Genomic DNA, 22878 nt, shown 5'->3' on the forward strand with positions numbered 1-22878 from the left:
TTGAAAGAATTAGATATAAGTTATGTGGGAGCGGCTACCATGAGCGTAGAAGTCATTCAAAAACTCCATGCATTAGGGCAATCACTGTGGTATGACAACATTCAACGGCGACTTCTGGAGAACGGGGAACTGGCCAGGATGATTGATGAAGGGATTATTCGTGGTGTTACCTCCAACCCTACCATCTTTCATCAGGCCATTGCGAATTCCAATGATTACGATACAGCCATTCAGACCATGGCCTGGGCGGGGTGGTCAGCACGCCAGATTTATGATCAATTGACTGTTGAGGATATTCAGAAGGCAGCGGACCTGTTTCTAGCTTTATACGAAGCCAGCCAGGGTGAAGATGGCTACGTGAGTCTGGAGGTGGCTCCAACTCTGGCTTATGATACAGAAGGTACGGTGGCCGAAGCCAAACGTTTGTGGAACCTGGTTTCGCGGCCAAATTTGATGATCAAAATCCCAGCCACATTACCAGGATTGCCCGCCATTCGACGCGCTATTTTTGAGGGGATCAATGTCAACGTAACCTTGATTTTCTCGCTAGAGCGTTATGCGCAGGTAATTGAGGCTTATCTAAGCGGGTTGGAGGACCGGCTAGCGGCGGGACTGCCGATAGACCGGATTGCCTCGGTGGCTTCCTTTTTCGTCTCCAGGGTGGACACAAAGGTGGATAAGCGGTTAGAGGAAATACTGCGTCGCGAAGGCCCCGAAGCAGAACAGGCTCGCACGCTCATGGGCACGGCGGCCATTGCCAATGCCCGGCTGGCTTATGCTCAATTTTTAGAAGCCTTTGGAAGTGAGCGTTTTAAAGCCCTTGCGCGTCATGGCGCTAAAGTGCAGCGACCCTTATGGGCATCAACCAGTACAAAAAACCCGGCTTATCGTGATGTGCTATATGTTGAAGAACTCATTGGACCCCAGACTGTCAATACGGTACCTCCCCAGACTCTGGCGGCCTTTGCAGACCATGGTGAAGTGCGATTGACTCTGAGTGCTGAGGTGAGTGCAGAGAAGAAGATTATTGCAGCGCTCGAACAGTTAAGGATTTCAATGGCGCAGGTAACTCAGGAACTGGAAGAGGAGGGCGTTAAGGCTTTTGCGAGTGCCTTTGAGGCCCTTTTGCAAACCATTGAAGAACGCCGCGCAGTAGCTGTGGCAGAACTGGGCCCTTTTGCTACCCTTCTAGCCGCTCAGATAGGACGTGCTGCTCATGAACGTTACATCCAACGATTATTTGAAGCAGATGCAAGCCTGTGGACGGATGATCCAAATGGTCAGGCAGAAGTAAGACAGCGGCTGGGATGGTTGATTGCCCCACAAAAGAGTCGCACCCTTTTGGCTTCTCTGAGTGCCCTGGCAAACCAGCTGGTTGCAGAGGGCTATCGCGAAGCCGTATTGTTAGGGATGGGGGGCTCATCTCTGGCCCCGGAGGTATTTGCCCTGACTTTCGGGGTTGGCCAGATCGGGAGGCAACCGGGGTTGAATATTACGGTTCTTGATACCACAGACCCAGAGCAAATTGCTGCGGTTGCGCAACGCCTTAAATGGGGTGAGACCCTGTTCATCGTCTCTAGTAAGTCGGGGACGACGGTTGAGGTCCATGCGCTGATGGAGTATTTCTGGGCATGGGCGAAGTCTCATGGTGACGAAACACCGGGACGTCACTTCATTGCCGTTACTGACCCGGAAACTCCGTTGGCTAAATTAGCCCAGGAACGTGCTTTCCGGGAGATCTTTTATGGAGATCCTCTGGTGGGGGGGCGGTACTCCGCCTTGACCGCATTTGGTTTGGTGCCTGCTGCATTGCTGGGGATGAATGTTGCGCAACTACTGAATCGGGCGGAAACCATGATGGAGCAGTGTCTGCCAACCCAACCGGCGGGTCGCAATCCGGGGTTGGTCTTGGGAATTTTACTCGGACTTGCCACTACCCATGGGCGTGACAAACTGACTTTTGTGGCCGATCCGGAATTGATTCCTTTGGGGGCGTGGCTAGAGCAATTGATCGCGGAATCGAGTGGGAAAGATGGGCGTGGTATCATCCCCGTAGATCAAGAACCCAAGGTTTCTGTTGATACTTATGGTCAGGATCGTCTGTTTGTCTATTTTTGCCTTGACGGCGTGCAACAGGCCCGTGCTCAAACCCTGCTGGCAGCAGGGCATCCGGTATTAACTTTTAGGTTTAGAGATATGTACGACTTGGGTGCGGAGATGTACCGGTGGGAAGTAGCAGTGGCTATGGCATGTGCGTATTTGCGGGTCAATGCTTTTGATCAACCGGATGTGGAGGACAGTAAATCCCGCACCCGAACCTTACTGGCAAGTTATCGCTCTCAAGGCGTCTTGTTCACGGAGTCGCCTCAGTGGACGGATGAAGGAGTGAGCGCCTTTACTTCGCAGCAAGTGGAAGGAGATGTGTCGTCCCTGACAGATATTCTGAAATCCTTTGTCGGGATGGCAGTTCCGGGTGACTACATTGCTATCAATGCATATCTTCCGCGCAATGAACAAACGATCGAGATCTTGCAGGCATTGCGTAAGAGGCTCCTTCAGACCACTGGATGTGCGACCACCCTGGGCTTTGGGCCGCGTTTTCTTCATTCAACAGGTCAATTGCACAAAGGCGGACCTAATCGAGGACTGTTCCTCCAGATTACCCGTGAACCCAAGGTTGATCTTGAGATCCCGGGCCAGGGGATTCGCTTTGACACCCTCGAACGTGCCCAAGCACTGGGCGACTTTGAGGCCCTAAAGGCACGAGGGCGTCGCGTGCTCTATCTACACTTTGAAAGCGCTTCTCTTGACGGGTTGTTAGATTTCTAATTCATCTGCCCACCCCCAACGGGTGGGCAGATGAAAATTTCAAAGATGATCTCATTTCCGGCGATTGCGGGAAATCATCCTCAGCAGTACCAAAAGGGCAATAGCCGGCACCCACGGGTGTGCAAACATCCACAGCCCCAGCCGTGCTAACTGGCGCCAGCGTTCAATCTGTCTGGCGGTTTGGATGGGTAGGTGGGGCCTTTGTTGCCAATCCAGGTCACGGATTAAAGGTAAGAAGTTCTGCTGGACGCATCCTTCCAGGCTGAATATGTAGATAAAGTCGGTATGCTGAAATGCTAGAAGGAGGTCGCGTTGCAATTCTGCCCAGCTGAGCGGACGGGTATTAGCAACACCTTCTAAGTTGACCCCGCCCCCAGTGCTCCCTACTCCAATGGCCTGGGCGTCAAAGGCATAGGCCCAGAGATAACCATCCCCGACCGGGCGTATGAAACTGGAGTAGAGCATAAGCACCTCGCGATCCACTTCCAGATCAACAATGCCCAGGAGACGTTGTAACAGTGAGGAACCCGCGCGGCGCTCATCTACGACCAGAGGTATTTGATAAGATTCCACGCGGTAGCCGTCCCGGCGAATGCGATTGACAAGAAACTGGTACGCCCGACGTCCGCTTTCACCTCGCTCGCGATTGAAGGCCTGACGGGCAAGGTACCAGTAGCCTTGCCAGCGGCTTTGACGTAAGTACTCGATGGCTCGGATGTCGGGCTCGATGTCCAGGCCGATGGCCTCCCATCGCAAGTTGTTATCACGGCTCCAGGTTTTGAATTGCTCATATCGTTCATAGGCCTGGGTAATATTATCCAGATTGAACCAGTACCCCTGCTCTTTAGGAAGCAGCAGCCAGGCGTGGACAGGAATTCCCTCGCGATTAAGGCGTTGTACCACAGCAGCACGTTCGGAACTAAGATCAAGAATCCCCAGGCTGATTCCTGCTCCCAAGTCTTTGAGTTGGGTGAGGAGATCGGGAGACGCAAACAACGCCACGAGTGGCTCGGTTTCAAGTTCACAAAAGAAGGTGAGTACGGGTTTATCCATGTAGCAACCTCGGGCAGAAGCAGTTATGAGAGGGTAAGAGCAAAAAAAGAATAGGGGGATCAAATATGTTGGGCCAAAGCGATGGCTCCTAACACGCCAGCCATCTCCCCCAGGGCAGGAGGCACGATATACGAATCAATTTCGTCCAGGATAGCCTTGGCCTGAATGTATCCATTCAACAGGTTGCGGGTCATGGCGCGAATGCGGGGGAAAAGGTGACTTTGTTTCATAACCCCGCCTCCTAAGATAATACGTTGAGGAGATGTAACACAAATGATGGATTGAAGGGCCAGGGCAATGTACTCGGCTTCAAGTTCCCAGATGGGATGCTCTGGCGGCAGTAGTTCCGCTTTCTGTCCCGTTCGGGCTTGTAAAGCCGGACCATTTGCCAAGCCTTCAAAGCAATCACCATGGAAAGGACAAATGCCAGGGAAGGGATCTTTTTGAAGATCGTGGGGTAGGCGAATGTGGCCCATTTCGGGATGGAGCATGCCATGAAATGGGCGGTTCTGGACGATTAGCCCACCCCCGATGCCCGTTCCAATGGTGAGGTAAACATAATCGCTCAAACCTTGTGCCGCTCCCCACTTGCCTTCGCCCAGGGCGGCTCCATTGACATCGGTATCTATGACAACAGGGCAGCCAGTTCGGGCTTGTAGCACATCTCGAATGGCTACGTTAGCCCATCCTGGTTTGGGGGTTGAAGTAATATAACCGTAAGTGGGAGATCCCGGAATCAAATCCAGCGGGCCAAAACTGGCAATGCCAATGCTTGCCAGTTGGGTATGGGACTTTTCCATAAAACGAATAAAGAATTCGGCTGCCTGGCTCAGTGTTTCTTCTGGAGTGGTGGTTGGAAAACGGGTTTGGGCCACTAATTCATTAGGCCCATTGCCGATTGCACAAATAAACTTAGTGCCGCCAGCCTCGATTCCACCGAAGAGTGTCATGGATCACCTCGCTATAGAATGGGTTTGGAAAGATGAGTTAAGCGGGAAAGATCCCCAATGGCTTTCACTATTGGTTTATAATTGCAGAAAGCTCTTGTCCAGCCAGGGATGAGAGCCTTGAATTTGCCCTTCAGGGCGGGCTTTTTTGGTAATCTTATCACGAAACTACAGCGAAAAACGTGAGGGATCCATGGATATTTTTGCTAAGTGTCATGATTTCACAATTGCCAAGCAAGCCATCGAGCAAGGGATTTATCCTTATTTTATCCCCATGGCAGAAAACGAGGGTACCGAGGTCGTTTTTGAAGGTAAGCGGCTTATCATGTGCGGGTCAAATAACTACCTGGGCCTTACCACTGACCCGCGCGTAAAAAAGGCTGCCTGTGAGGCCATTGAGCGTTACGGTACCAGTTGCACAGGCTCCCGTTTCCTCAATGGTACACTGGCACTGCATGAACAGCTCGAGCACGAATTGGCCGAGTGGGTCGGGAAAGAGGCGGCCTTGGTGTTTTCGACCGGGATGCAAACCAACTTGGGTGCGATAAGCGCTCTGGTGGGGCGGAATGATGTTGTCATCCTGGATAAGGACGACCATGCCAGTATTGTGGATGGGGCGCGCTTGGGGTTTGGAAAAATTGAGCGTTTTCGGCATAACGATGTCGAGCACCTGGAGCGGGTCTTGCGTTCCATTCCAGAGGAGAGCGGTAAACTGATTGTGGTTGATGGCCTTTTCAGCATGGGGGGCGACCTGGCTCCTTTGCCCGATATTGTGGCGGTTGCACGGAAGTATGGTGCGCGGGTTATGGTGGATGATGCTCACGGCATGGGTGTGCTTGGAGGGGGACGGGGAACGGCCGCTCATTTTGGAGTTACTGACGAAGTGGATTTGATCATGTCCACTTTTAGCAAATCTTTTGCCTCACTAGGGGGCTTTGTAGCCGGCGATGAACCGGTTATCCATTATGTGAAGCATCATGCTCGAGCGCTGATTTTCAGTGCCAGCATCCCAGCGTCTAATGCGGTGGCAGCGTTGACGGCTCTGTGCATTATGCGGGAGGAACCGGAGCGGATCGAACGTGTTAACAAGATTGGTGAGTACATGCGCAAAGCATTTCGTGAGATGGGTTTTAACATCGGAAATTCTCAATCCCCTATTGTCCCGATTATCATTGGGGATGATGAAAAAACGTTTCTGGCCTGGCGCTTACTGTTTGAGAATGGGGTTTTTGTCAACCCTGTGATCAGCCCAGCGGTTCCACCGGGGATGCAGTTACTGCGCACCAGTTATATGGCGACACATACGGATCAGCAGTTGGAGCAGGTTCTGGAAGTATTCTATAAAGTGGGAAAAATGGTGGGGCTTATCTAAAACCGCTTGCAGAATTGCGGTGCTTTCAGCGAGGCGTAGGGAAACCTACGCCTCGGCGTTAGAATGGGCATCAGCAATATAGAGAATTCCAATTGTGTCGGGGCCACAATGGCTTGAAATGGTGGCTCCTGCCTGAGTGACACACACCTCTTCAACGGGGGCCATTGCTTTAATGGACTCGACCAGGTAGGCTGCATCATCATCACATCCGGTGTGAGTGACAAACACACGATGCTGGTCCAGATGGGGTAGGTGGGAGCGGAAATCCTCTAGCATGGTGTCCAGGGCCTTAACCCGTGTGCCTCGGATTTTGGCTTTGACCCCCAAAGTACCATCTGGACGGACCTCGATAATGGGGCGAATCTTTAATACACTTCCCACAATGGCCTGCAAAGCGGTACAACGTCCACCCTTGTAGAGGTATTCCATGGTTTCGATGACGAATGAAGTGTGGACTCGGGGAACGGTGTTTCGAATTTCGTGCACAATTTGCTCTGCCGTCCATCCCATGTCGCGCAATTCAGCGGCTTTTAGGACCAGCAGTCCAATACCGGTGGAAAGGTTTTTTGAATCAATGATGTGAATTTTCTTGTGGGGTAATTGTTGCGCCGCCAGCAGACCATTGGGGAGTGTGGCAGACAATTTTGCTGAGATTCCGATGTAAATGATCTCATCCGACGGTTCAAAAAATTCAAGGAACTCTTTTATGGAGGGAGCCGATGTCTTCGGCAGTTCACCGGTCTTTGTCACCAGCCTAAAGAGTTCTTGGGGCGATATCGAACCATCAGGGATGGTTCGGTTGTCAATAAAAACCTGCAGGGGTAAGACGCGAACGTTAAACCGATGAATCAATTCTGGACTCAAATCTGCGCAACTGTCGGTTACAATATCCACCATAGGTTAAGAACCCTCCAAAATGAAACAATATCGGGCTAATTATAGTCCAGGATTGATGACGGAAATGAGGAACGCCATGGGCAGTGAAAGTCGTTCAGTCTATTTGTTTGACTTGGATGGAGTGCTGGTTCAACCGGGGGGATACCGGCAGGCACTGAGGGATACCTTAAACGATTGGGCCGCTAGGATGGGATTGAGCCCCGCCTTTGCGCCTAGCGAAGAGGAGATTGCCATCCTCGAAGCCCAAGGCGTGACTAGCGAATGGGATATGATCCCCTTCTCGCTGGCTTTGATTATTGAGGCATGGTGGGATTTGCATCCGGGGGTCGTTCTGTCGGCAGATTTGAATCAGACCCTCGCCATTATGCGTCAGGCGACGCATCATTTAGTCGCTCGTCCGGTGTTTGGACAGGCGTATGACGGGTTGGGAAATAAGCGCATTGAGGGGTATCCATTGGTTGAGGGTTTGCTCTTGCAGAAGGATTCGCCCTGGGTGCGGGAACGGTTTCCGCGCTTATCCCATCACCCGCTGTTGGAGACATTGTTTTCTTCAACCCGTGATATCCTGCGTCATCTACCCAACCGGGATTTCCAGACGCGGGTGTTGGGTAGTCATTTATTTGAAGAGACTTACCATACGAAGGCCCCCTTTGATTCGGTTCCTTACCTTGCGGTGTGGGATCGTGTTTTGGTAGAAAAAAGGATTCTGGGTGAACTGCTTCACGATGAAGACGGGGTGGGGGCGGTGATTACGGCCCGGCCTTCACGCCCACCTCTGAACCCGCCTAGAATTCGGGTGGGGTACAGTCCCGAGGCGGAAATTGCCGTTGAGTTGCTTGGCGTTAAAGATTTACCCATTGTTGGTCATGGGGCCTTGACTTTTATGGCTGAACATATGGGGATTCACGCTGAACGTTTGCTTAAGCCCTCGCCCTTTCAGGCAATGGCCGCTATCATGGCAGCTCTCACGGGTGATGTGCTGACGGGATTGTTGTGGGCTTATCAGGAATGTGGAAAATCGGAATGGGGGAAGAGCGCTTATCTGGATCGCTTGATCCTTAAGCAATCCATGCGCTCTTGTCACTTGCCGCCCCACCTAAATCTGCACATCTTTGAGGATTCTCCAATTGGCATTCGAGCCTGTCAGCGTGCTGCGGAGATCTTGAGAGAGAAGGGCTGCCGGGTTGATCTTTATGCCTGGGGAATCTCGCATCAACCGACCAAGATAAAGGCCTTATCTGAACTCGGTGCTGAGAGCTTTACGAACGTTAACCAGGCTTTAGAGGTTGTCCTGGCGCGGCGCAATCACAGGAAACGCGCCCCTGTGGTTGGACTTGACTCGAGTTGGGAATCTTCGTCCACGTAAATGGGTTCGCGCTGAGGGCTTACCGGTTGCGATGGCGCAGCACGTAAGGGGGCTGGATTTACAATGGGTGATTCACGTCGCGGAGTTACCATGGGACGACGCTCGAGGGAACGGTGAGTGGGTTGAGGTTGAGAACGTGCAGGCGAAACTGGAACGCTGGCCAACAGGCGCTGACCAGCCAGGGTTAAAGCACCGATAAGCAGGATACGGGTTACCCAAACCAGGATGGCGATAAACAGTGGCACAACCTGCATCAGCAGTTCTGGGTTGATGAAAGCGCTGGCGCGTGGCGTGTGCTCAACCAAAGCCAGTGAGACACCCCACCAGGTTAAAATGGCATTCATGGTAGCGGCCGGGAGCCAGGCGCCAAAGAGAAGCCATACCCCCCGGTTTTGGACAATCTCCTCGTCAGGGAGGAATAATCGAGCGATCCCGGCAAAATCAATGCTGCAGAACGCGATAGCGAGCACCGTTGCCCATTCCAGGGGACCGAATGCAAGGTTGCCCAAAAGGTCGTGGAGGGCAATATAAGTGGTGCTGTAATTGAAGATCTCGAACCCAGCCAGTGCGAGCAACAATAGTGCTCCGAAGAAAATTCCACGATGGCGGTGTAAGGCCACCGGAAGGTTTTCAAACCAGGTACCGATTGAGTTGGTTAAGAGGGTCATAGATTTTCACCTCCACCTGAGGCTTCTTACATGAGTTGTTTATATTATAGAATAAATGTTCTATTGTGTCAAGCGCTGTAATGTGCTCTTTGCGGTACAATAAACCCATGGGCAATAAGAATTCTGATTTTGACTGGGTTGCCCCCTATTATGAGCGCATCTTCAGAATGCCGCCCAGTGGTGAGATCAAGCACTGGCTGAAATTACCCTTTAAAGGCTGGTTATTGGATGTTGGAGGTGGAACCGGCAGAGTGGCTGCGGGTTTGGTTGGTACTGTTGAGGGAATTGTAGTACTGGATGCTTCAATAGGTATGTTACGCCAGGCACGACGTAAGCCAGGGCTGTTTCCGGTATGGGGAATGGCGGAATGCCTGCCGTTTCAAACAGGGAAGTTTACCCGAGTCTTGATGGTGGATGCCTTTCACCACTTAAAGGATCAAGAGGCCGTGCTGGGTGAACTGATGCGCGTTTTGGCGCCAGGAGGAGTTTTGGTCATTGAAGAACCTGATTATCACCACTGGGCGGTCAAAGTGGTGGCCTTGTTTGAGCGTTGCATTGGTATGCGAAGCCGATTCTGGTATCCTGAGGACATCGCGGCGCGCATCAAGGCAATGGGGTATATCCCTGAAATACACAAACACGGTACTACTTTACGTATCCTGGTTGTAAAATGAAAAATAAAGAGGGATTATGGAGGAGATAACTATTCAGTATGTGATGGAAAACCTACACCGCGCCTTTTCTCCGGAAAACGCGCACGGAGTTCAGGCGGTGATTCAATTACATGTGACTGGCGACGAACCCGGCAATTGGGTAATCCGAATACGTGATGACCAATGCGAAGTGACCGAGGGTGAGGTGGAATATGCTGACCTCACGTTTACGGCTGATGCGCGTGACCTTTTGGAAATGTTGCAGGGTAAGTTAAACCCTTTGAGCGCCTACATGATGGGACGACTTGATTTTAGAGGCAACAGTACACTGGCAATGAAACTACCCACTCTCTTTGCAAAGGGAATGGATTACTTAAAACAGCAGGGTGGGCAGGATTAATACAACCCCCACCCGAGGTCAATGCCCTCTTCCATCATTGAAAAATCCCACATTTCCATGCCTAGTTCGATGAAGGCGGGAATCCCCAGGGCTTGTTCTGCTTTCTGGCGCGTCATCTCAATGAGTGCTGGCCCGTAAGGACAGAATGGAGTGGTTAGAATCATGCGAATCATCACCTGATCGGGCTCAATGCGCACATTGCGGATTAAGCCCAACTGGATGACATTTAACCCAATCTCGGGATCAATGATTTCGCGCAAAGCTTCGCGCAGCTTGTTGCAGGCTTCAGGGTGTGTGGCTTCAGCGTCCCATGCGGGGCGATTCGTTCCTGGTTGGGATGGATTTTCCATGTTCTTTCTCCGTCTTGATAATATAGACGCAACGTTGATCCTTTTGGACAACGCAAGTGACTTTGTCCGCTGGATGAGCCAACAATGCTGAGATGAGAGATTGGTCCACTGAGCAAACCTCAGGATATTGCTGGCTCAAATAGTAATAGGGGCAGTTGATCTCGCGGATGCGGTAAGTGTCTCCCTCTTTTTCCCACTCCATCAAAAAACCTTCTTCAGCGAGCACTTTGCGCAGAAATTCCAGGCGCTCCTCGGTGCCCATTTTTGCAACAAGGTCGTGGTAGCCCGTAGCAATTTCCTCGCCAATTTGCGCAAAGATCTCGCTTATTGCCTTGGGAGATAGGGTGCCCTTAAGTTGATCCAGCAAGCGCGTTGTTAGGCGCACATAACGGGTTGGAAAGCGTTCCAGACCTGCTTCGGTCAGGTAATAGACCAAGCGTGGACGTCCAACGCCGTGGCGCTCCTCCTCACTTGTAACTAAACCCTCGGCAAGTAAGGTATTCAAATGGTGGCGCACCGAAATGGGACTGATCCCTACCGCTTGGGCCAGTTCGTTTATGGTGCAACGAGGGTTATTGAGCAAGGTTTGTAAAATGCGGTCACGCGTACTTTTGTTATTCATCACTATCCTGGATTGGAACCGGTATTCCCCATAGATCTTTTAGTTTTTTTGAGTATAGCAAAGATTGGTTGAATTGTCAATATATTAGAAATTTATCATAAATATTGACCAGATAGCGGAAACATGCTATAATGCACAAAACTTGATCGGCAAGAGGCAAATTCTGAAGGAGGTAATGATTTCATGACCGACGCTTTAGTGATCCGCAACCTGAGGGTGCGTGTGGAAGGGAAGGAGATCCTTAAGGGGGTTAACCTGACTCTACCCAAGGGTGAGGTGCACGCAATTATGGGGCCAAACGGTACCGGTAAGTCCACGTTGGCCTACACCCTGATGGGACACCCGGGGTATGAGGTAGTAGAGGGTGAGGTCTGGTTCAAGGGGCAAAACATCTTAGAGTTAGAGCCCGATGAACGGGCACATTTGGGAATCTTTCTGGCTTTTCAGTACCCGGTGGCTATTCCGGGTGTTACGGTTGCCAATTTCCTGCGTACCGCCCTGAATGCCCAGCGGCGAGCGCGCGATCCTGAAGACAAGGGGATCCCGATTGCCGAATTTCGAAAGCTGCTCAAAGAAAAGATGGCTTTACTCAACATGGACCCCTCTTTTGGAGGGCGCTACTTGAATGATGGTTTTTCGGGCGGCGAAAAGAAACGGGCGGAGATCCTACAGATGGCTGTGTTGCAGCCGGAAATTGCCATTTTAGATGAAACCGATTCTGGGCTGGATATAGACGCTTTACGGATTGTTGCCCAAGGGGTGAACGCGCTTCGTGGCCCTAATCTAGGCGTGCTGGTTATTACCCACTACCAGCGTATTCTGAACTACATCCAACCCGACGTGGTTCACGTGATGATGGACGGGCGCATTGTGGAAACTGGCGGCCCGGATCTGGCACTCCACCTGGAAGAGAAGGGTTATTCCTGGGTGCGTGAAAAACTGGAAGGCGATTCAGTACTGGCGTAATTCTCAATGAGTGGTAGATCCTAATGTGGAGGATGCGATGGTTGCGAAACCTCAGCAAGAAGAATTCCTGGAGCAGTTAGGTGAATATCGGTATGGTTTTGCGGCTCCAGATGTCTCAGTTTTCAAGGCCCGCAAAGGGCTGGACGAAGAGGTTGTTAAACAGATTTCCTGGATGAAGGGTGAGCCCCAGTGGATGCTGGAATTCCGCTTACGTGCATTGGAGCATTTCCGTAAGCGACCGATGCCAACATGGGGGGCGGATCTTTCGGGACTCAATCTGGATGATATTTACTACTATGTTAAGCCCACCGATAAGGAGGGGCGCTCGTGGGATGATATTCCGGATCCTATCAAGGAAACATTTGAGCGTCTGGGTATTCCGGAAGCGGAGCGCCGTTTCTTGGCCGGGCTGGGTGCGCAGTACGAATCTGAGATGGTCTATCACAGCATCCAAGAACACCTCGCCAGGCAGGGTGTCATCTTTGTAAGTATTGAGGATGGCCTGCGTCACTACCCGGATCTTTTCCGGGAGTACTTTGGTAAGGTTGTCCCCATTGAAGATAACAAGTTCGCAGCCCTCAATAGTGCCGTCTGGTCCGGAGGGTCGTTTGTCTACGTGCCGAAGGGTGTTAAGGTGGATCTGCCTTTACAGGCGTACTTCCGCCTGAATGTGGCCAATATTGGCCAGTTTGAGCGCACCCTGATTATTGCAGATGAGGGCGCTCAAGTGCACTATGTGGAGGGTTGTACAGCCCCGATTTACTCCACGGATTCCTTCCATAGTGGTGTCATCGAGATTATTGTGAAGAAAGGGGCACGGGTGCGGTACACCACGATTCAAAACTGGTCCACCAATGTCTACAACCTGGTGACCCAGCGTGCTATCGTCGAGGAAGGTGGCACCATGGAATGGGTGGACTGCAACCTGGGATCTAAAATTACCATGAAATATCCCTCCTGCTACCTGATGGGTCCTGGGGCGCATGGGGAAATTCTTTCAATGGCGTTTGCGGGTCCTGGTCAGTGGCAGGATGCTGGAGGCAAAGTGATCCACTTTGCACCGCATACCAGCAGCAAAATCACCTCTAAATCCATCAGTAAAGGGGGTGGGCGGGCTTCGTACCGCGGCTTGCTGAAGGTACACAAAGGGGCTTACGATTCCCGCTCCAATGTGGTGTGTGATGCTTTGCTGCTGGATCCCAAATCTCGCTCAGATACATATCCTTACATCGAAATTGACGAGGAAGACGTGACCATTGGCCATGAGGCTTCAGTCTCGAAGGTGGGTGAGGAGCAACTCTTTTACCTCATGAGTCGCGGCTTGAGCGAGGAAGAGGCGACCACAATGGTGGTATCGGGCTTCATTGAACCCTTGGTCAAGGAATTGCCAATGGAGTATGCTGTTGAGATGAATCGACTCATCCAATTACAGATGGAAGGCTCGATTGGGTAAGGACATCGAGGACTTGAATTGAAGAGGATGCAAAGGCTATGACGAAAGAAACTCCCGAGATTGTTGTACGTGGGCGACGGCGCGAGGCTCAAGCACTGGCAAAGGCCTTTGCTTTTCAACGCGCCATGGTGCGAACGGCGGGTTTAAGCCCGGGTATTCAGGCTTTTCGCGATCAGGCATGGCGCCTTTTTGAAAGTCTGCCTATGCCTGATCCCAAAGACGAGGCATGGCGACGCACCGATATCAGCGGCCTTCAGGCTGAAACTTTCCGCTTGCCCCAACCTGACGCTTATTTAGATCTGGCCCCTCTTGATGAGAGCCTGCTTAGTCCTCTGGCGGGAGAAGCCCATGCCGGTCAGGTGGTTTTACTCCCTGGTGGAGTCCGCACCAGTCTGAACGAATCCTTGCAGGCGCAAGGTGTGGTATTTACGGATCTACTAAGTGCAGAGCGCGACCATGCCGACTTACTGGAAGCGCGTTTGGGAAAAATTGTGCGTCCCGAGGAAGGTAAATTTGCGGCAATGGCGGCTGCCCTGGCGCATACGGGGGTATTCCTCTACGTCCCGCGCGGTGTAGTCATTGAGCAACCGCTCCACAGCCTGCTGTGGGGACCTGGAGTGGGATTGGCTCATATCTCCCACCTGGTGATCTGGGTGGAGGACGAAGCCTCGGTTACCTACGTGCATGAGTATGCCTCTCCAACTGAGGAGGGTGGGCAAACTCTGCATGTGGGTTTAGTAGAGGTGTACGTCGGAGAGGGGGCTAACCTCCGATTTGTTGAACTTCAATCCTGGGGTGAACATGTTTGGAATTTCACTCACGAGCGGGTACGTGTGGCGCGTCAGGGTAATGTGGACTGGGTTTTTGGCGCCATGGGCGGGCATGTGACGAAAAATTTTGCCGAACTGGACTTAGTGGGCGAGGGAAGTACCGGCCGCATGTCGGGTTTCTACTTTACGGATGGAGATCAACACCTTGACTACGACTCGCAGCAGAATCACCTGGCACCTCATACGACCAGTGATTTGCTCTTCAAAGGCGCATTACTTGATCGTAGTCGGGTGGTCTGGCAGGGGATGATCTACGTAGCACCGGGAGCGTTTAAGACAGATGGCTATCAGGCTAATCGTAACCTGGTCCTTAGTCGCCAGGCGCGGGCCGATTCTATTCCCGGTCTGGAAATCCTGGCCGATGATGTGCGCTGTACCCATGGGGCTACGGTGGGGAAGATTGATCCGGAGCAAATCTTCTACTTGCGCGCCCGTGGTATCCCTGAGGTAGAAGCCAAACGGTTGATTGTTGAGGGATTCTTTGATCCTATCATGCAGCGGATTCCGTTTGAGGGAGTACGCGCGCGCTTTCAAGAGGCCATTCAGCGTAAGATGTTGAACTTTAAAGCATGAGTAGTGATGGGCTAAGCCGCTTAGACAAGCACTTCTCCTGGTCGCTCTGGTGGCTCAGGTGTGTCAGTAAGAGCTAGAGAGCGACCAGGAGAACTCGAAAGAGCCATGAGTAAGATCAGCCTAACCAGTAATAAAGTGTGCACGCTCAAATGATTGTGAGTGTGCTAAAATTAAATGATGCTTATTAAGAAAATTCACTCATAGGAGATGGATATGGCAGGTGTACCTTATATGCGTCCACCCGAGCCGGAACATGGTTTTGACGTTGGCGATGTCGTCGAAGTCTATTGCGATCACGAAAAAAACGGCCAACGAGTGCGTGGCTGGGTGAAAGGGATCGTGGTACAGGTGGATTCTAAAATGGTGGCGGTGCAATTCCGCACCAATGTCTATCTGACGGATGGCTGGATGGTGCCTGATCATATTCTTTGGTTCCCGGTTAACTCGCCGCACATCCGTGTACCGCAAAAGCGCTCCTCGCGGACGGAGGCCGTGGGCTCCAAAGCCTCTCAACTTTAGGGTTTACGAGCGGAGAATTTTATTCGAATGGCTGCCGAAACCTATAAGATTTTTGATATCACAAAAATACGAGCGGATTTTCCGATTTTGCAGCGCGAAATCCGCGCTGGTGTGAAATTGGTCTATCTGGACTCCACGGCCACGGCCCAAAAGCCGTTGGCCGTGATCGAGGCCATGGATCGTTATTATCGGTGGTCCAATGCTAATATTCACCGCGGAGTTCATACTCTGGGGGAGGAGGCTACAACGTTGTATGAGGCAGCCAGACAGCGCGTGGCCAAATTTATCCACGCTTGCAAAGCACAGGAGATTGTGTTTACCCGCAATACGACCGAAGCTATCAATTTGGTGGCCTACTCCTGGGGACGTAGTCAGTTAAAGGCGGGGGACCTCATTATTCTCACTGAAATGGAACATCATTCCAACCTGGTTCCCTGGCAGATTTTGGCCGCTGAGAAGGGTTTGCGTCTGGAATTTGTTCCCGTAACCGGAGATGGCTACCTGGATTTAGAAGTATATGACCGTTTGTTAGAACAACATCCTCGCCTGGTTGCTTTTACCCATATGTCAAATGTGCTGGGTACGATTAACCCAGTGCGTGAAATGACAGAGAAAGCCCATCGGGCGGGCGCACTGGTGATGGTGGACGGCGCTCAGTCGGTGCCACATCTACATGTGGACGTCCAGGCTTTGGGGGTGGATTTCTTGGCCTTTTCGGCGCATAAAATGCTTGGGCCGACCGGGATTGGGGTGCTTTATGCTCGCGAGACGCTCCTGGAGCAGATGCCACCTTTTCTGGGGGGTGGCGATATGATCAAAAGGGTTGAACTCAGGACTTTTACTCCTAATGAGATCCCCCATAAGTTCGAAGCTGGCACCCCCGCGATTGCTGAGGCGGTAGGCCTGGAGGCTGCAATTGCTTATCTGGAAAGCGTGGGAATGGAGGCCATTGAAGCACATGAGCGTGGGCTTATTGCCTACGCCCTGGAACGCCTGGCTGAGGTGCCGGGTTTGAAGGTTTATGGGCCTGCTGCTAACCATCGAGGTGGGGTCGCTTCATTCGTTATGGAAGGTGTTCACCCCCATGATGTGGCTCAAATTTTGGATCGTGAAGGGATTGCGGTTCGGGCTGGTCACCATTGCGCCATGCCACTCCATCAAAAACTAGGCGCAGTGGCCACAACGCGCGCGTCGTTTTATCTTTATAATACCTATGAAGAGGTAGACCGTTTAATCGAAGCCTTGCATAAAGTGCGGGCTATTTTTGGATGAGGAGGGCTTTCTGAGCCCATGGATGACCTTTATCGTGAATTGATTATCGAACGGTATAAGATGCCCCATCATCGGGGCATTTTGGAGCCCCACGATATTTCATTCGAGGATGAAAACCCCCTATGCGGCGATCGCATTCGTATTGATTTGCGCGTGGCCGAAGATGGGACGATTACCGAGGCAGCATTTAGTGGGCATGGGTGTGCTATTTCACAGGCTGCTGCGGATTTGCTGATCGAGTCAATCCTCGGTAAGCCCATTGAGGAGGTCAAGGCGCTTGGGCGTCAAGATATTCTGGATCTGCTGGGGTTCGAAGAACTGGGGCCGGTACGGATTAAGTGTGCGCTGCTACCACTTAAAGTTTTGAAGGCGGGTGTTTATGGACTGAGGCATCATGACTCGGAAATCCTCAGTGAGGAGTCGTAAACAAAGATATGGCAGAGGACTATGTGTTTTTGAAAATAGCCACCCTGGATGAGATCCCTGTTGGGGAGCGGCTCTTCCTGGAAATTAACAATGAACCTATTGTGTTACTCAATTTGGGAGGAACGCTCTTTGCTGTTGGGGATGTGTGTACCCATGATGAGGGTCCTCTCGGGGATGGAGAAATTGATGGGTATCAGATTGTGTGTCCCCGTCATGGAGCGCGCTTTGATGTTCGAACCGGCAAAGCCCTTACCTTGCCGGCAGTGGTAGATATTCCGGTTTATCCTATTCGGATTGAGGGGAACGAAGTTTATATTGGGATAAAGCGGGCCTGAGGGTGTTTTGGAGGAAGAAGAGCGACTGTCTTAAAGGGCAGTCGCTCTTTCATTTTTAGGTAGTTGAGTTTCGGGTTATTTATTGACACAACTGAATGCGCCGACAATCCGTAGAATGTCAAACCCTTCTGCATAGGGGCGCTCACAAATAGCCCCATTACGGATCAGGGTGGCACGGGTAATCTTGGGATCGAAGTAGTATCGGTTCTGGTAGGTTTTGTATTCTGCCAATGCAGCAATTTTCTTTTCCACATCCTCTTCTGTGACCTCCACCAGAAAGCTGGGGAAGAACCCATAACTAGAGCGAATGACGTCAAACCCCAGCACGGTCGTACCCCGAAAGGCACGCAAGGCCTCCTCGGTAACCGTGGCATGATCCTGGTGGATATCTGCCTTGGTATGAACAAAGACCAGGTCAGGTTGGAATGTGCGATTGATGTGGATCAGATACTCCAGGATTTCCTGGCGAAAATGGGGAAAACGTCGTGTTTCGAACTGCCCAAGAATTACACGATCCTTAGGTACGCCCAGGACCGCCATGCTCCGATAGTGTTCCTCTACCAGATTCTTGAGTTCGGGGTTTTTCTGGTTATCCGAAAGGGTGACGCACAGTATGTCGGTCTGGCGCACGATGTGGGCAATTAATGCCCCGCATCCGAGTTCAATATCGTCGGGGTGCGCGCCAATGAAACACACCCGACGGCCGAAAAAGTACATATCCTGTCCCATAGGCGCTACTTCGTTGCCAGGATTCCACCCACGACTTTGGTCATGACCAACTTCCCCTCTCGCTCCAGTCGGCGAGTGGCTACCTGGGCGATTTGATCCATGACCCGCTCAAAATCCTCTTTCCCTTCAAACAGACCTTTCCACAATCGGCGGTCTTCGGAGAGAGAAGCCCGGGTGTACTCTAGGAAGGGTTCCACCGACTCGAATGTGAGGGGATTTTCAAAGATGTGAAGTTCTACTTTCGCAAATAGTTTCTGAATGGTGGCGTAAATTTCGCTGGCATAACGCGAACTTCCCGGCATAGGAGGAATAGGTTTCTGGGTGGCTTCGTGAATAATTTCGTAAAATATCTGCTTGTTATTGGGCATAGGACCGGTAGTGAAAAGATGCCCTCCTGGCTTGAGAACGCGATGCATCTCTGCAACCGTGAAGGGGATATTCTCGGCGTAGTAGATGGCAAAACAGCACGAGACCACGTCAAAATAGTCGTCAGGGAAGGCGAATGGGCGATTGAAATCCAGATAAGTAAATTGAATCGGGGCAGAGCGTTTTTGGCTCTCTTGGCGCGCCTGGGTCAGCAGTTCTTCATTGACATCACCACCGATAATCTCAGCCTCGCCCTGTAAATGGTTGAAAAAAACGAAACATTGTTTGCCCGCCCCGCACCCCACGTCCAGAATGCGGTCTCCCTTTTTGATGGGCAGGACTTCAAGCATCCACTGATCTATATCCCGGCTTCCATAACGGGCGTGGATGTCAATCCGCGTGAGTAAATCTCGAGAAGTTTCCCGATAATCGTATTTCATTTCGGTTCTCCTTGGATAGGATTACGTTGGGGGTAAGTATAAAGGTTCAGGGCGAGTTGTCAAGGAATCACCCCATTACTAGCTTGACGTGGGGCTTTTGCGTGTGCTATACTAATTCTGATGAATAATCTGATTAATATGAGTGGTTAACCCGTCGGGGTGTGCGATGCTCTTAGAACGCCTGACCAATCATCACTTGTCAGAGTTTTTACGCTACCTGGCTTCGGAAGTGTGTCAGGATGAGGAACACTTACCTTCTCTCTCCGAATTGAGTGCGCGCCTGGGGGTTAGTATCTCGGTTTTACGGGAGCAGTTAGAAGTGGCGCGAGCATTGGGGCTGGTAGAAGTGCGGCCGCGTACGGGGATCCGGCGGTTGCCTTACTCTTTTCGCCCGACTGTTGTGCAGAGTCTCGCGTATGCGATTGCACTCAACCCGGAGTACTTTAGCGCTTTCTCCGATTTACGCAATCACATTGAAGCAGCTTATTGGTTTGAAGCCGCTGCCCGGCTCAGTGAAGAGGATTGCGAAGCCTTGTCTCGTCTTATTGAAAGGGCTTTTCAAAAGCTACAAAGCCAACCGATTCAGATTCCTCATCCGGAACACCGTGAATTGCATCTGACCATTTACCGGCGCCTCAACAATCCCTTTGTGGAAGGTATTTTGGAGGCTTATTGGGAGCTTTATGAGGCTTCGGGTTTAGACCTATATGCAGATCTGGCATATCTGGAACGTGTTTGGAGCTATCACCGCAAGATGGTTGAGAGCTTGTGCCAGCGTAACTATCAGGCTGGCTACGAGGCATTAATTGAGCATATGGGCTTGATCCATCAACGGAGCAAGCCTATGCCATTCCAACGCTTTGAGTGAGGTTCCCCTAGAAGAGGTAACGTATGCTATCTCCGCAAATTTCCCCTCCTCTGAAAGAGCATGCAGTTCGTTCGCCCATTGTCAATGACTTTTGCATCACAGTAGCCACAGTTAATGGATCGGGTAGTGCTACGTCGAACGGGATTCTTTTGCGTGCCCTGTTCACCATGGGGATTCCTGTTTCTGGAAAAAATATCTTTCCCTCGAATATTCAAGGGTTGCCAACGTGGTACTCCATCCGTCTCAGCCGTAAGGGCTACTTGGGTAGGATTGAGACGGATGACATCATAGTTGCGATGAACCCCGCCACGTTTTTACAAGATTTGAATTACCTGATACCTGGCGGGGTTCTTTTTTATGACGATAGTATCAAGATGAATATTCCGCGTGATGATATTGTGACCTACCCAATGCCGGTCAAGCAAATCGTTCGCCAGGCAGATGTCCCGGCGAACCTGCGCGATTACGTGGCTAACATGGTTTATGTGGGTATTGTGGCACAAATGCTGAATATTGATTTGCAGGTTATTCAGCGGGCGCTTGCTGTGCATTTTAAAGGCAAACAGAAGGCAATTGACTCAAACTGGGCCATCATCAAGGCGGCAGCGGATTGGGCGGCGGCTAACCTTGAAAAGCGGGATCCGTATCGTGTGGAGCCGATGCCGGCACCAGATGACCGCATCTTGATTGATGGAAACACCGCCGGGGCCTTGGGGGCGATTTATGGCGGTTTTCAACTGGCGGCCTGGTATCCTATTACACCGGCCTCCTCTTTTGCCGAGGCACTGGGGGAATACGCCCCCGAATTGCGCAAAGACCCCATTACCGGAAAGCATACTTTTGCGATTATTCAGGCCGAAGATGAATTAGCGGCGGCGGGGATGGCCATTGGGGCTGGCTGGGCGGGTTTGCGTGCGATGGCTTCAACCTCAGGGCCTGGCTTTAGTCTGATGGCTGAGTATCTTGGATTAGCGTATTTTGCTGAGGTGCCGGTGGTCATCTGGGATGTGCAACGGGTGGGCCCAAGCACCGGTTTGCCCACCCGAACAGCCCAGGGGGATCTGACCTTTGCCTATTTCCTTGGTCATGGGGATACCCAATACGTGATCTTGCTTCCAGGTAACGTTAACGAATGTTTTGAGATGGGTTGGCGGGCGTTTGATATAGCAGAACGATTGCAAACCCCAGTGCTGGTCCTCTCGGATCTTGATTTGGGTATGAACATGCATATTGGGGCACCTTTTGAGTATCCGAATGCTCCAATGGATCGGGGTAAGGTGTTGTGGGAAGAGGATCTGGATCGCTTCCTGGCAGAGCATCAGGGGCAATGGGGGCGCTATTTAGATGTGGATGGGGATGGAATTCCCTATCGCACTTTGCCAGGCAACACCCATCCGCGGAGTGCTTATTTTGCACGGGGTACTGGCCATGACGAATTCGCCCGTTATAGCGAAGAACCAGAAGTTTGGGAGCGAAATCTGAATCGCATTGCGCGAAAAATGGAAAATGCGCGTACTCTGGTCCCGAAACCAATACTTCAAAACCATCCTAACGCTCAAATTGGCATCATTGCCTATGGATCCACCGAGCCAGCAATTCAAGAGGCTCGTGATCTTCTCCTGGAGAAAGGGATAGGGACCGATTTTCTGCGTTTACGCGCTTTGCCGTTTACCGATGAGGTGGATGAATTTTTGCGCAGCCATGAGCGCATTTACGTTGTGGAACTTAATCGAGATGGACAGATGCGCCAGTTGCTGGCTATGGCCTACCCGGAATATGCCACCCGCTTACATTCAGTGGCGCATGTGGACGGGTTGCCGCTGACAGCACGCTGGGTTGTTGAACGAATTGCGACTTTGGAGGGTTTACAATGGTAACCCAAGAAACGTCTTCGCCAAAAGCGCAGGTCAATCGCGTTGGGCTAACTCGTTCGGATTATAGGGGGCTACCCAGCACACTGTGTCAGGGGTGTGGACACAATGCGATTGCCAACCAAATTATCAGTGCAATGTATGAATTAGACGTGGTACCTGAAAAGGTGGTTAAGTTCAGTGGCATTGGCTGTTCCAGTAAAAGCCCCACTTACTTCCTTAACCGTTCGTTTGGGTTTAATGGTTTGCACGGTCGCATGCCCTCACTGGCTCTCGGGGCGCTCTTTGCCGATATGAGCCTAAAGGGGATTGGGGTTAGCGGCGATGGCGATACAGCCAGTATCGGGATGGGACAATTCAAGCACCTGGTGCGTCGCAATCTCCCCATGGTCTACATTGTGGAAAATAATGGTGTTTATGGGTTGACCAAGGGACAGTTTTCTGCCACTGCCGAAAAGGGGCTGAGTCTCAAGCGCCAGGGAATTAACCCGTATATGCCGATAGACATCTGTCTTGAAGCCCTGGTGGCTAATGCGACTTTCGTTGCCCGTTCATTCGCAGGCGACCCTAAGCAAGTCAAGGAGATTCTCAAAGCGGCCTTCAGTCATCGTGGCATTGCGGTTATTGACATTATCAGTCCCTGCGTTACCTTTCACAATCAGGAGAATTCGCTTCACTCTTATGCATGGGGCAAGGACCACGAAATGCCCCTGCACGATATCACCTTTGTACCGCCGCGCGAAGAAATTTACATTGAGGATTTCGAAGAGGGAACCGTGCGTGAGGTCCAGCTTCATGACGGGTCGGTGATCATGCTCAAGAAACTGGATCACGATTATGATCCCACTAATCTCTTCGAGGCTCTTCGGGTGCTTGAGGAAGCCAAACAAAATAACTGGCTGGTTACTGGGATCATTTATGTCAACCCGAATGCCCCAACCATTTTTGATGCTTATGATCTCCCCGAGGAACCGCTAAATCGTCTGACCGGAGATCGTTTACGCCCGCCGCGTGAATCGCTGAAGCAGATTAATCAAACCTTTGGGGTTTAGGCAACTCAACGTGGTTATCAT

At 51.5% G+C, this 22878-nt stretch carries 23 protein-coding genes; 15 read left to right on the forward strand and 8 right to left on the reverse strand.

Going from position 1 to position 22878, the window contains the following annotated elements; genetic code table 11:
* The first annotated feature begins 39 nt into the window (after positions 1-39).
* Complete coding sequence (locus SE15_RS05385; protein WP_054521060.1) at positions 40-2829, forward strand: bifunctional transaldolase/phosoglucose isomerase; 2790 nt, start codon at positions 40-42, stop codon at positions 2827-2829.
* A gap of 51 nt (positions 2830-2880) precedes the next feature.
* Here the strand turns inward: SE15_RS05385 and SE15_RS05390 are convergent, their stop codons facing one another.
* Both SE15_RS05390 and SE15_RS05395 read right to left on the reverse strand, forming a co-directional pair.
* The gene (locus SE15_RS05390) at positions 2881-3882 is read right to left on the reverse strand and encodes a hypothetical protein (RefSeq protein WP_201778054.1); all 1002 of its coding nucleotides are present in this window, start codon (positions 3880-3882) and stop codon (positions 2881-2883) included.
* Positions 3883-3941: 59 nt separating this feature from the next.
* Positions 3942-4832, reverse strand: coding sequence for an ROK family protein (locus SE15_RS05395; protein WP_054521061.1), 891 nt, complete (start codon positions 4830-4832; stop codon positions 3942-3944).
* Between the two features lie 190 nt (positions 4833-5022).
* On the opposite strand from SE15_RS05395, the gene SE15_RS05400 reads away from it, so the two are divergent.
* Complete coding sequence (locus tag SE15_RS05400) at positions 5023-6201, forward strand: aminotransferase class I/II-fold pyridoxal phosphate-dependent enzyme (protein ID WP_054521062.1); 1179 nt, start codon at positions 5023-5025, stop codon at positions 6199-6201.
* A gap of 45 nt (positions 6202-6246) precedes the next feature.
* On the opposite strand, the gene SE15_RS05405 is transcribed toward SE15_RS05400, so the two are convergent.
* The gene (locus tag SE15_RS05405; RefSeq protein ID WP_054521063.1) at positions 6247-7098 is read right to left on the reverse strand and encodes a DegV family protein; all 852 of its coding nucleotides are present in this window, start codon (positions 7096-7098) and stop codon (positions 6247-6249) included.
* A 76-nt stretch (positions 7099-7174) separates the two neighbouring features.
* Between SE15_RS05405 and SE15_RS05410 the strand changes: the two genes are divergently transcribed.
* Complete coding sequence (locus SE15_RS05410) at positions 7175-8464, forward strand: hypothetical protein (protein WP_054521064.1); 1290 nt, start codon at positions 7175-7177, stop codon at positions 8462-8464.
* Here SE15_RS05410 and SE15_RS05415 read toward each other — a convergent pair.
* Entirely contained in the window at positions 8404-9132 is a 729-nt protein-coding gene (locus SE15_RS05415) for a hypothetical protein (protein ID WP_054521065.1), read from the reverse strand. The genes SE15_RS05410 and SE15_RS05415 overlap by 61 nt on opposite strands.
* Positions 9133-9299: 167 nt before the next feature.
* Between SE15_RS05415 and SE15_RS05420 the strand changes: the two genes are divergently transcribed.
* The gene (locus tag SE15_RS05420) at positions 9300-9806 is read left to right on the forward strand and encodes a class I SAM-dependent methyltransferase (protein WP_160316667.1); all 507 of its coding nucleotides are present in this window, start codon (positions 9300-9302) and stop codon (positions 9804-9806) included.
* A gap of 16 nt (positions 9807-9822) precedes the next feature.
* On the forward strand, positions 9823-10185 hold the full coding sequence (locus tag SE15_RS05425; protein ID WP_054521067.1) for an SCP2 sterol-binding domain-containing protein: 363 nt from the start codon (positions 9823-9825) through the stop codon (positions 10183-10185).
* Here SE15_RS05425 and SE15_RS05430 read toward each other — a convergent pair.
* Both SE15_RS05430 and SE15_RS05435 read right to left on the reverse strand, forming a co-directional pair.
* Positions 10182-10535, reverse strand: coding sequence for a metal-sulfur cluster assembly factor (locus tag SE15_RS05430; protein WP_054521068.1), 354 nt, complete (start codon positions 10533-10535; stop codon positions 10182-10184). The two genes, SE15_RS05425 and SE15_RS05430, sit on opposite strands and share 4 nt — an antisense overlap.
* The gene (locus SE15_RS05435; protein WP_054521069.1) at positions 10486-11157 is read right to left on the reverse strand and encodes a helix-turn-helix transcriptional regulator; all 672 of its coding nucleotides are present in this window, start codon (positions 11155-11157) and stop codon (positions 10486-10488) included. The genes SE15_RS05430 and SE15_RS05435 overlap by 50 nt, the downstream gene beginning before the upstream one ends.
* A gap of 183 nt (positions 11158-11340) precedes the next feature.
* Here SE15_RS05435 and sufC point away from each other — a divergent pair, with 183 nt between their 5' ends.
* From sufC to SE15_RS05470, 7 genes are all read left to right on the forward strand, one after another.
* Positions 11341-12123, forward strand: coding sequence for a Fe-S cluster assembly ATPase SufC (gene sufC, locus SE15_RS05440; protein WP_054521070.1), 783 nt, complete (start codon positions 11341-11343; stop codon positions 12121-12123).
* A gap of 37 nt (positions 12124-12160) precedes the next feature.
* Positions 12161-13576, forward strand: a complete 1416-nt coding sequence (sufB, locus tag SE15_RS05445) for a Fe-S cluster assembly protein SufB (RefSeq protein WP_054521071.1) — start codon at positions 12161-12163, stop codon at positions 13574-13576.
* 38 nt (positions 13577-13614) lie between these two features.
* The gene (gene sufD, locus SE15_RS05450; protein WP_054521072.1) at positions 13615-14979 is read left to right on the forward strand and encodes a Fe-S cluster assembly protein SufD; all 1365 of its coding nucleotides are present in this window, start codon (positions 13615-13617) and stop codon (positions 14977-14979) included.
* 213 nt (positions 14980-15192) lie between these two features.
* The gene (locus tag SE15_RS05455) at positions 15193-15498 is read left to right on the forward strand and encodes a hypothetical protein (protein ID WP_054521073.1); all 306 of its coding nucleotides are present in this window, start codon (positions 15193-15195) and stop codon (positions 15496-15498) included.
* Positions 15499-15525: 27 nt separating this feature from the next.
* A complete protein-coding gene (locus SE15_RS05460) occupies positions 15526-16770 on the forward strand; it encodes a cysteine desulfurase (RefSeq protein WP_054521074.1) in 1245 nt (414 codons plus the stop codon).
* 18 nt (positions 16771-16788) lie between these two features.
* The gene (locus SE15_RS05465) at positions 16789-17196 is read left to right on the forward strand and encodes an iron-sulfur cluster assembly scaffold protein (protein ID WP_054521075.1); all 408 of its coding nucleotides are present in this window, start codon (positions 16789-16791) and stop codon (positions 17194-17196) included.
* Between the two features lie 8 nt (positions 17197-17204).
* Complete coding sequence (locus tag SE15_RS05470; protein ID WP_054521076.1) at positions 17205-17531, forward strand: non-heme iron oxygenase ferredoxin subunit; 327 nt, start codon at positions 17205-17207, stop codon at positions 17529-17531.
* A 75-nt stretch (positions 17532-17606) separates the two neighbouring features.
* Here the strand turns inward: SE15_RS05470 and SE15_RS05475 are convergent, their stop codons facing one another.
* Entirely contained in the window at positions 17607-18260 is a 654-nt protein-coding gene (locus SE15_RS05475; RefSeq protein ID WP_054521077.1) for a PIG-L deacetylase family protein, read from the reverse strand.
* A gap of 5 nt (positions 18261-18265) precedes the next feature.
* Complete coding sequence (locus SE15_RS05480; RefSeq protein ID WP_054521078.1) at positions 18266-19066, reverse strand: class I SAM-dependent methyltransferase; 801 nt, start codon at positions 19064-19066, stop codon at positions 18266-18268.
* A 166-nt stretch (positions 19067-19232) separates the two neighbouring features.
* On the opposite strand from SE15_RS05480, the gene SE15_RS05485 reads away from it, so the two are divergent.
* From SE15_RS05485 to SE15_RS05495, 3 genes are read left to right on the forward strand one after another with little or no spacing between them, the layout of a single operon-like run.
* Positions 19233-19934 carry a FadR/GntR family transcriptional regulator gene (locus SE15_RS05485; RefSeq protein ID WP_054521079.1) on the forward strand — a complete coding sequence of 234 codons (702 nt, stop codon included), beginning with the start codon at positions 19233-19235 and terminating at the stop codon, positions 19932-19934.
* A 23-nt stretch (positions 19935-19957) separates the two neighbouring features.
* Positions 19958-21811: a 2-oxoacid:acceptor oxidoreductase subunit alpha gene (locus SE15_RS05490; RefSeq protein WP_054521080.1), complete on the forward strand. Its 1854-nt coding sequence runs from the start codon at positions 19958-19960 to the stop codon at positions 21809-21811.
* On the forward strand, positions 21805-22857 hold the full coding sequence (locus tag SE15_RS05495; protein ID WP_054521081.1) for a 2-oxoacid:ferredoxin oxidoreductase subunit beta: 1053 nt from the start codon (positions 21805-21807) through the stop codon (positions 22855-22857). The genes SE15_RS05490 and SE15_RS05495 overlap by 7 nt, the downstream gene beginning before the upstream one ends.
* Positions 22858-22878: the final 21 nt, after the last annotated feature.

The sequence above is a fragment of the Thermanaerothrix daxensis genome (assembly GCF_001306145.1).
Taxonomy (GTDB): Bacteria; Chloroflexota; Anaerolineae; order Anaerolineales; family Anaerolineaceae; genus Thermanaerothrix; species Thermanaerothrix daxensis.

Bases quoted from the DNA above. Each gene is read 5' to 3' on its own strand.
- SE15_RS05385 (WP_054521060.1), top strand. From the start codon at position 40: ATGAGCGTAGAAGTCATTCAAAAACTCCATGCATTAGGGCAATCACTG.
- SE15_RS05390 (WP_201778054.1), bottom strand. From the start codon at position 3,882: ATGGATAAACCCGTACTCACCTTCTTTTGTGAACTTGAAACCGAGCCA.
- SE15_RS05395 (WP_054521061.1), bottom strand. From the start codon at position 4,832: ATGACACTCTTCGGTGGAATCGAGGCTGGCGGCACTAAGTTTATTTGT.
- SE15_RS05400 (WP_054521062.1), top strand. From the start codon at position 5,023: ATGGATATTTTTGCTAAGTGTCATGATTTCACAATTGCCAAGCAAGCC.
- SE15_RS05405 (WP_054521063.1), bottom strand. From the start codon at position 7,098: ATGGTGGATATTGTAACCGACAGTTGCGCAGATTTGAGTCCAGAATTG.
- SE15_RS05410 (WP_054521064.1), top strand. From the start codon at position 7,175: ATGGGCAGTGAAAGTCGTTCAGTCTATTTGTTTGACTTGGATGGAGTG.
- SE15_RS05415 (WP_054521065.1), bottom strand. From the start codon at position 9,132: ATGACCCTCTTAACCAACTCAATCGGTACCTGGTTTGAAAACCTTCCG.
- SE15_RS05420 (WP_160316667.1), top strand. From the start codon at position 9,300: ATGCCGCCCAGTGGTGAGATCAAGCACTGGCTGAAATTACCCTTTAAA.
- SE15_RS05425 (WP_054521067.1), top strand. From the start codon at position 9,823: ATGGAGGAGATAACTATTCAGTATGTGATGGAAAACCTACACCGCGCC.
- SE15_RS05430 (WP_054521068.1), bottom strand. From the start codon at position 10,535: ATGGAAAATCCATCCCAACCAGGAACGAATCGCCCCGCATGGGACGCT.
- SE15_RS05435 (WP_054521069.1), bottom strand. From the start codon at position 11,157: ATGAATAACAAAAGTACGCGTGACCGCATTTTACAAACCTTGCTCAAT.
- sufC (WP_054521070.1), top strand. From the start codon at position 11,341: ATGACCGACGCTTTAGTGATCCGCAACCTGAGGGTGCGTGTGGAAGGG.
- sufB (WP_054521071.1), top strand. From the start codon at position 12,161: ATGGTTGCGAAACCTCAGCAAGAAGAATTCCTGGAGCAGTTAGGTGAA.
- sufD (WP_054521072.1), top strand. From the start codon at position 13,615: ATGACGAAAGAAACTCCCGAGATTGTTGTACGTGGGCGACGGCGCGAG.
- SE15_RS05455 (WP_054521073.1), top strand. From the start codon at position 15,193: ATGGCAGGTGTACCTTATATGCGTCCACCCGAGCCGGAACATGGTTTT.
- SE15_RS05460 (WP_054521074.1), top strand. From the start codon at position 15,526: ATGGCTGCCGAAACCTATAAGATTTTTGATATCACAAAAATACGAGCG.
- SE15_RS05465 (WP_054521075.1), top strand. From the start codon at position 16,789: ATGGATGACCTTTATCGTGAATTGATTATCGAACGGTATAAGATGCCC.
- SE15_RS05470 (WP_054521076.1), top strand. From the start codon at position 17,205: ATGGCAGAGGACTATGTGTTTTTGAAAATAGCCACCCTGGATGAGATC.
- SE15_RS05475 (WP_054521077.1), bottom strand. From the start codon at position 18,260: ATGGGACAGGATATGTACTTTTTCGGCCGTCGGGTGTGTTTCATTGGC.
- SE15_RS05480 (WP_054521078.1), bottom strand. From the start codon at position 19,066: ATGAAATACGATTATCGGGAAACTTCTCGAGATTTACTCACGCGGATT.
- SE15_RS05485 (WP_054521079.1), top strand. From the start codon at position 19,233: ATGCTCTTAGAACGCCTGACCAATCATCACTTGTCAGAGTTTTTACGC.
- SE15_RS05490 (WP_054521080.1), top strand. From the start codon at position 19,958: ATGCTATCTCCGCAAATTTCCCCTCCTCTGAAAGAGCATGCAGTTCGT.
- SE15_RS05495 (WP_054521081.1), top strand. From the start codon at position 21,805: ATGGTAACCCAAGAAACGTCTTCGCCAAAAGCGCAGGTCAATCGCGTT.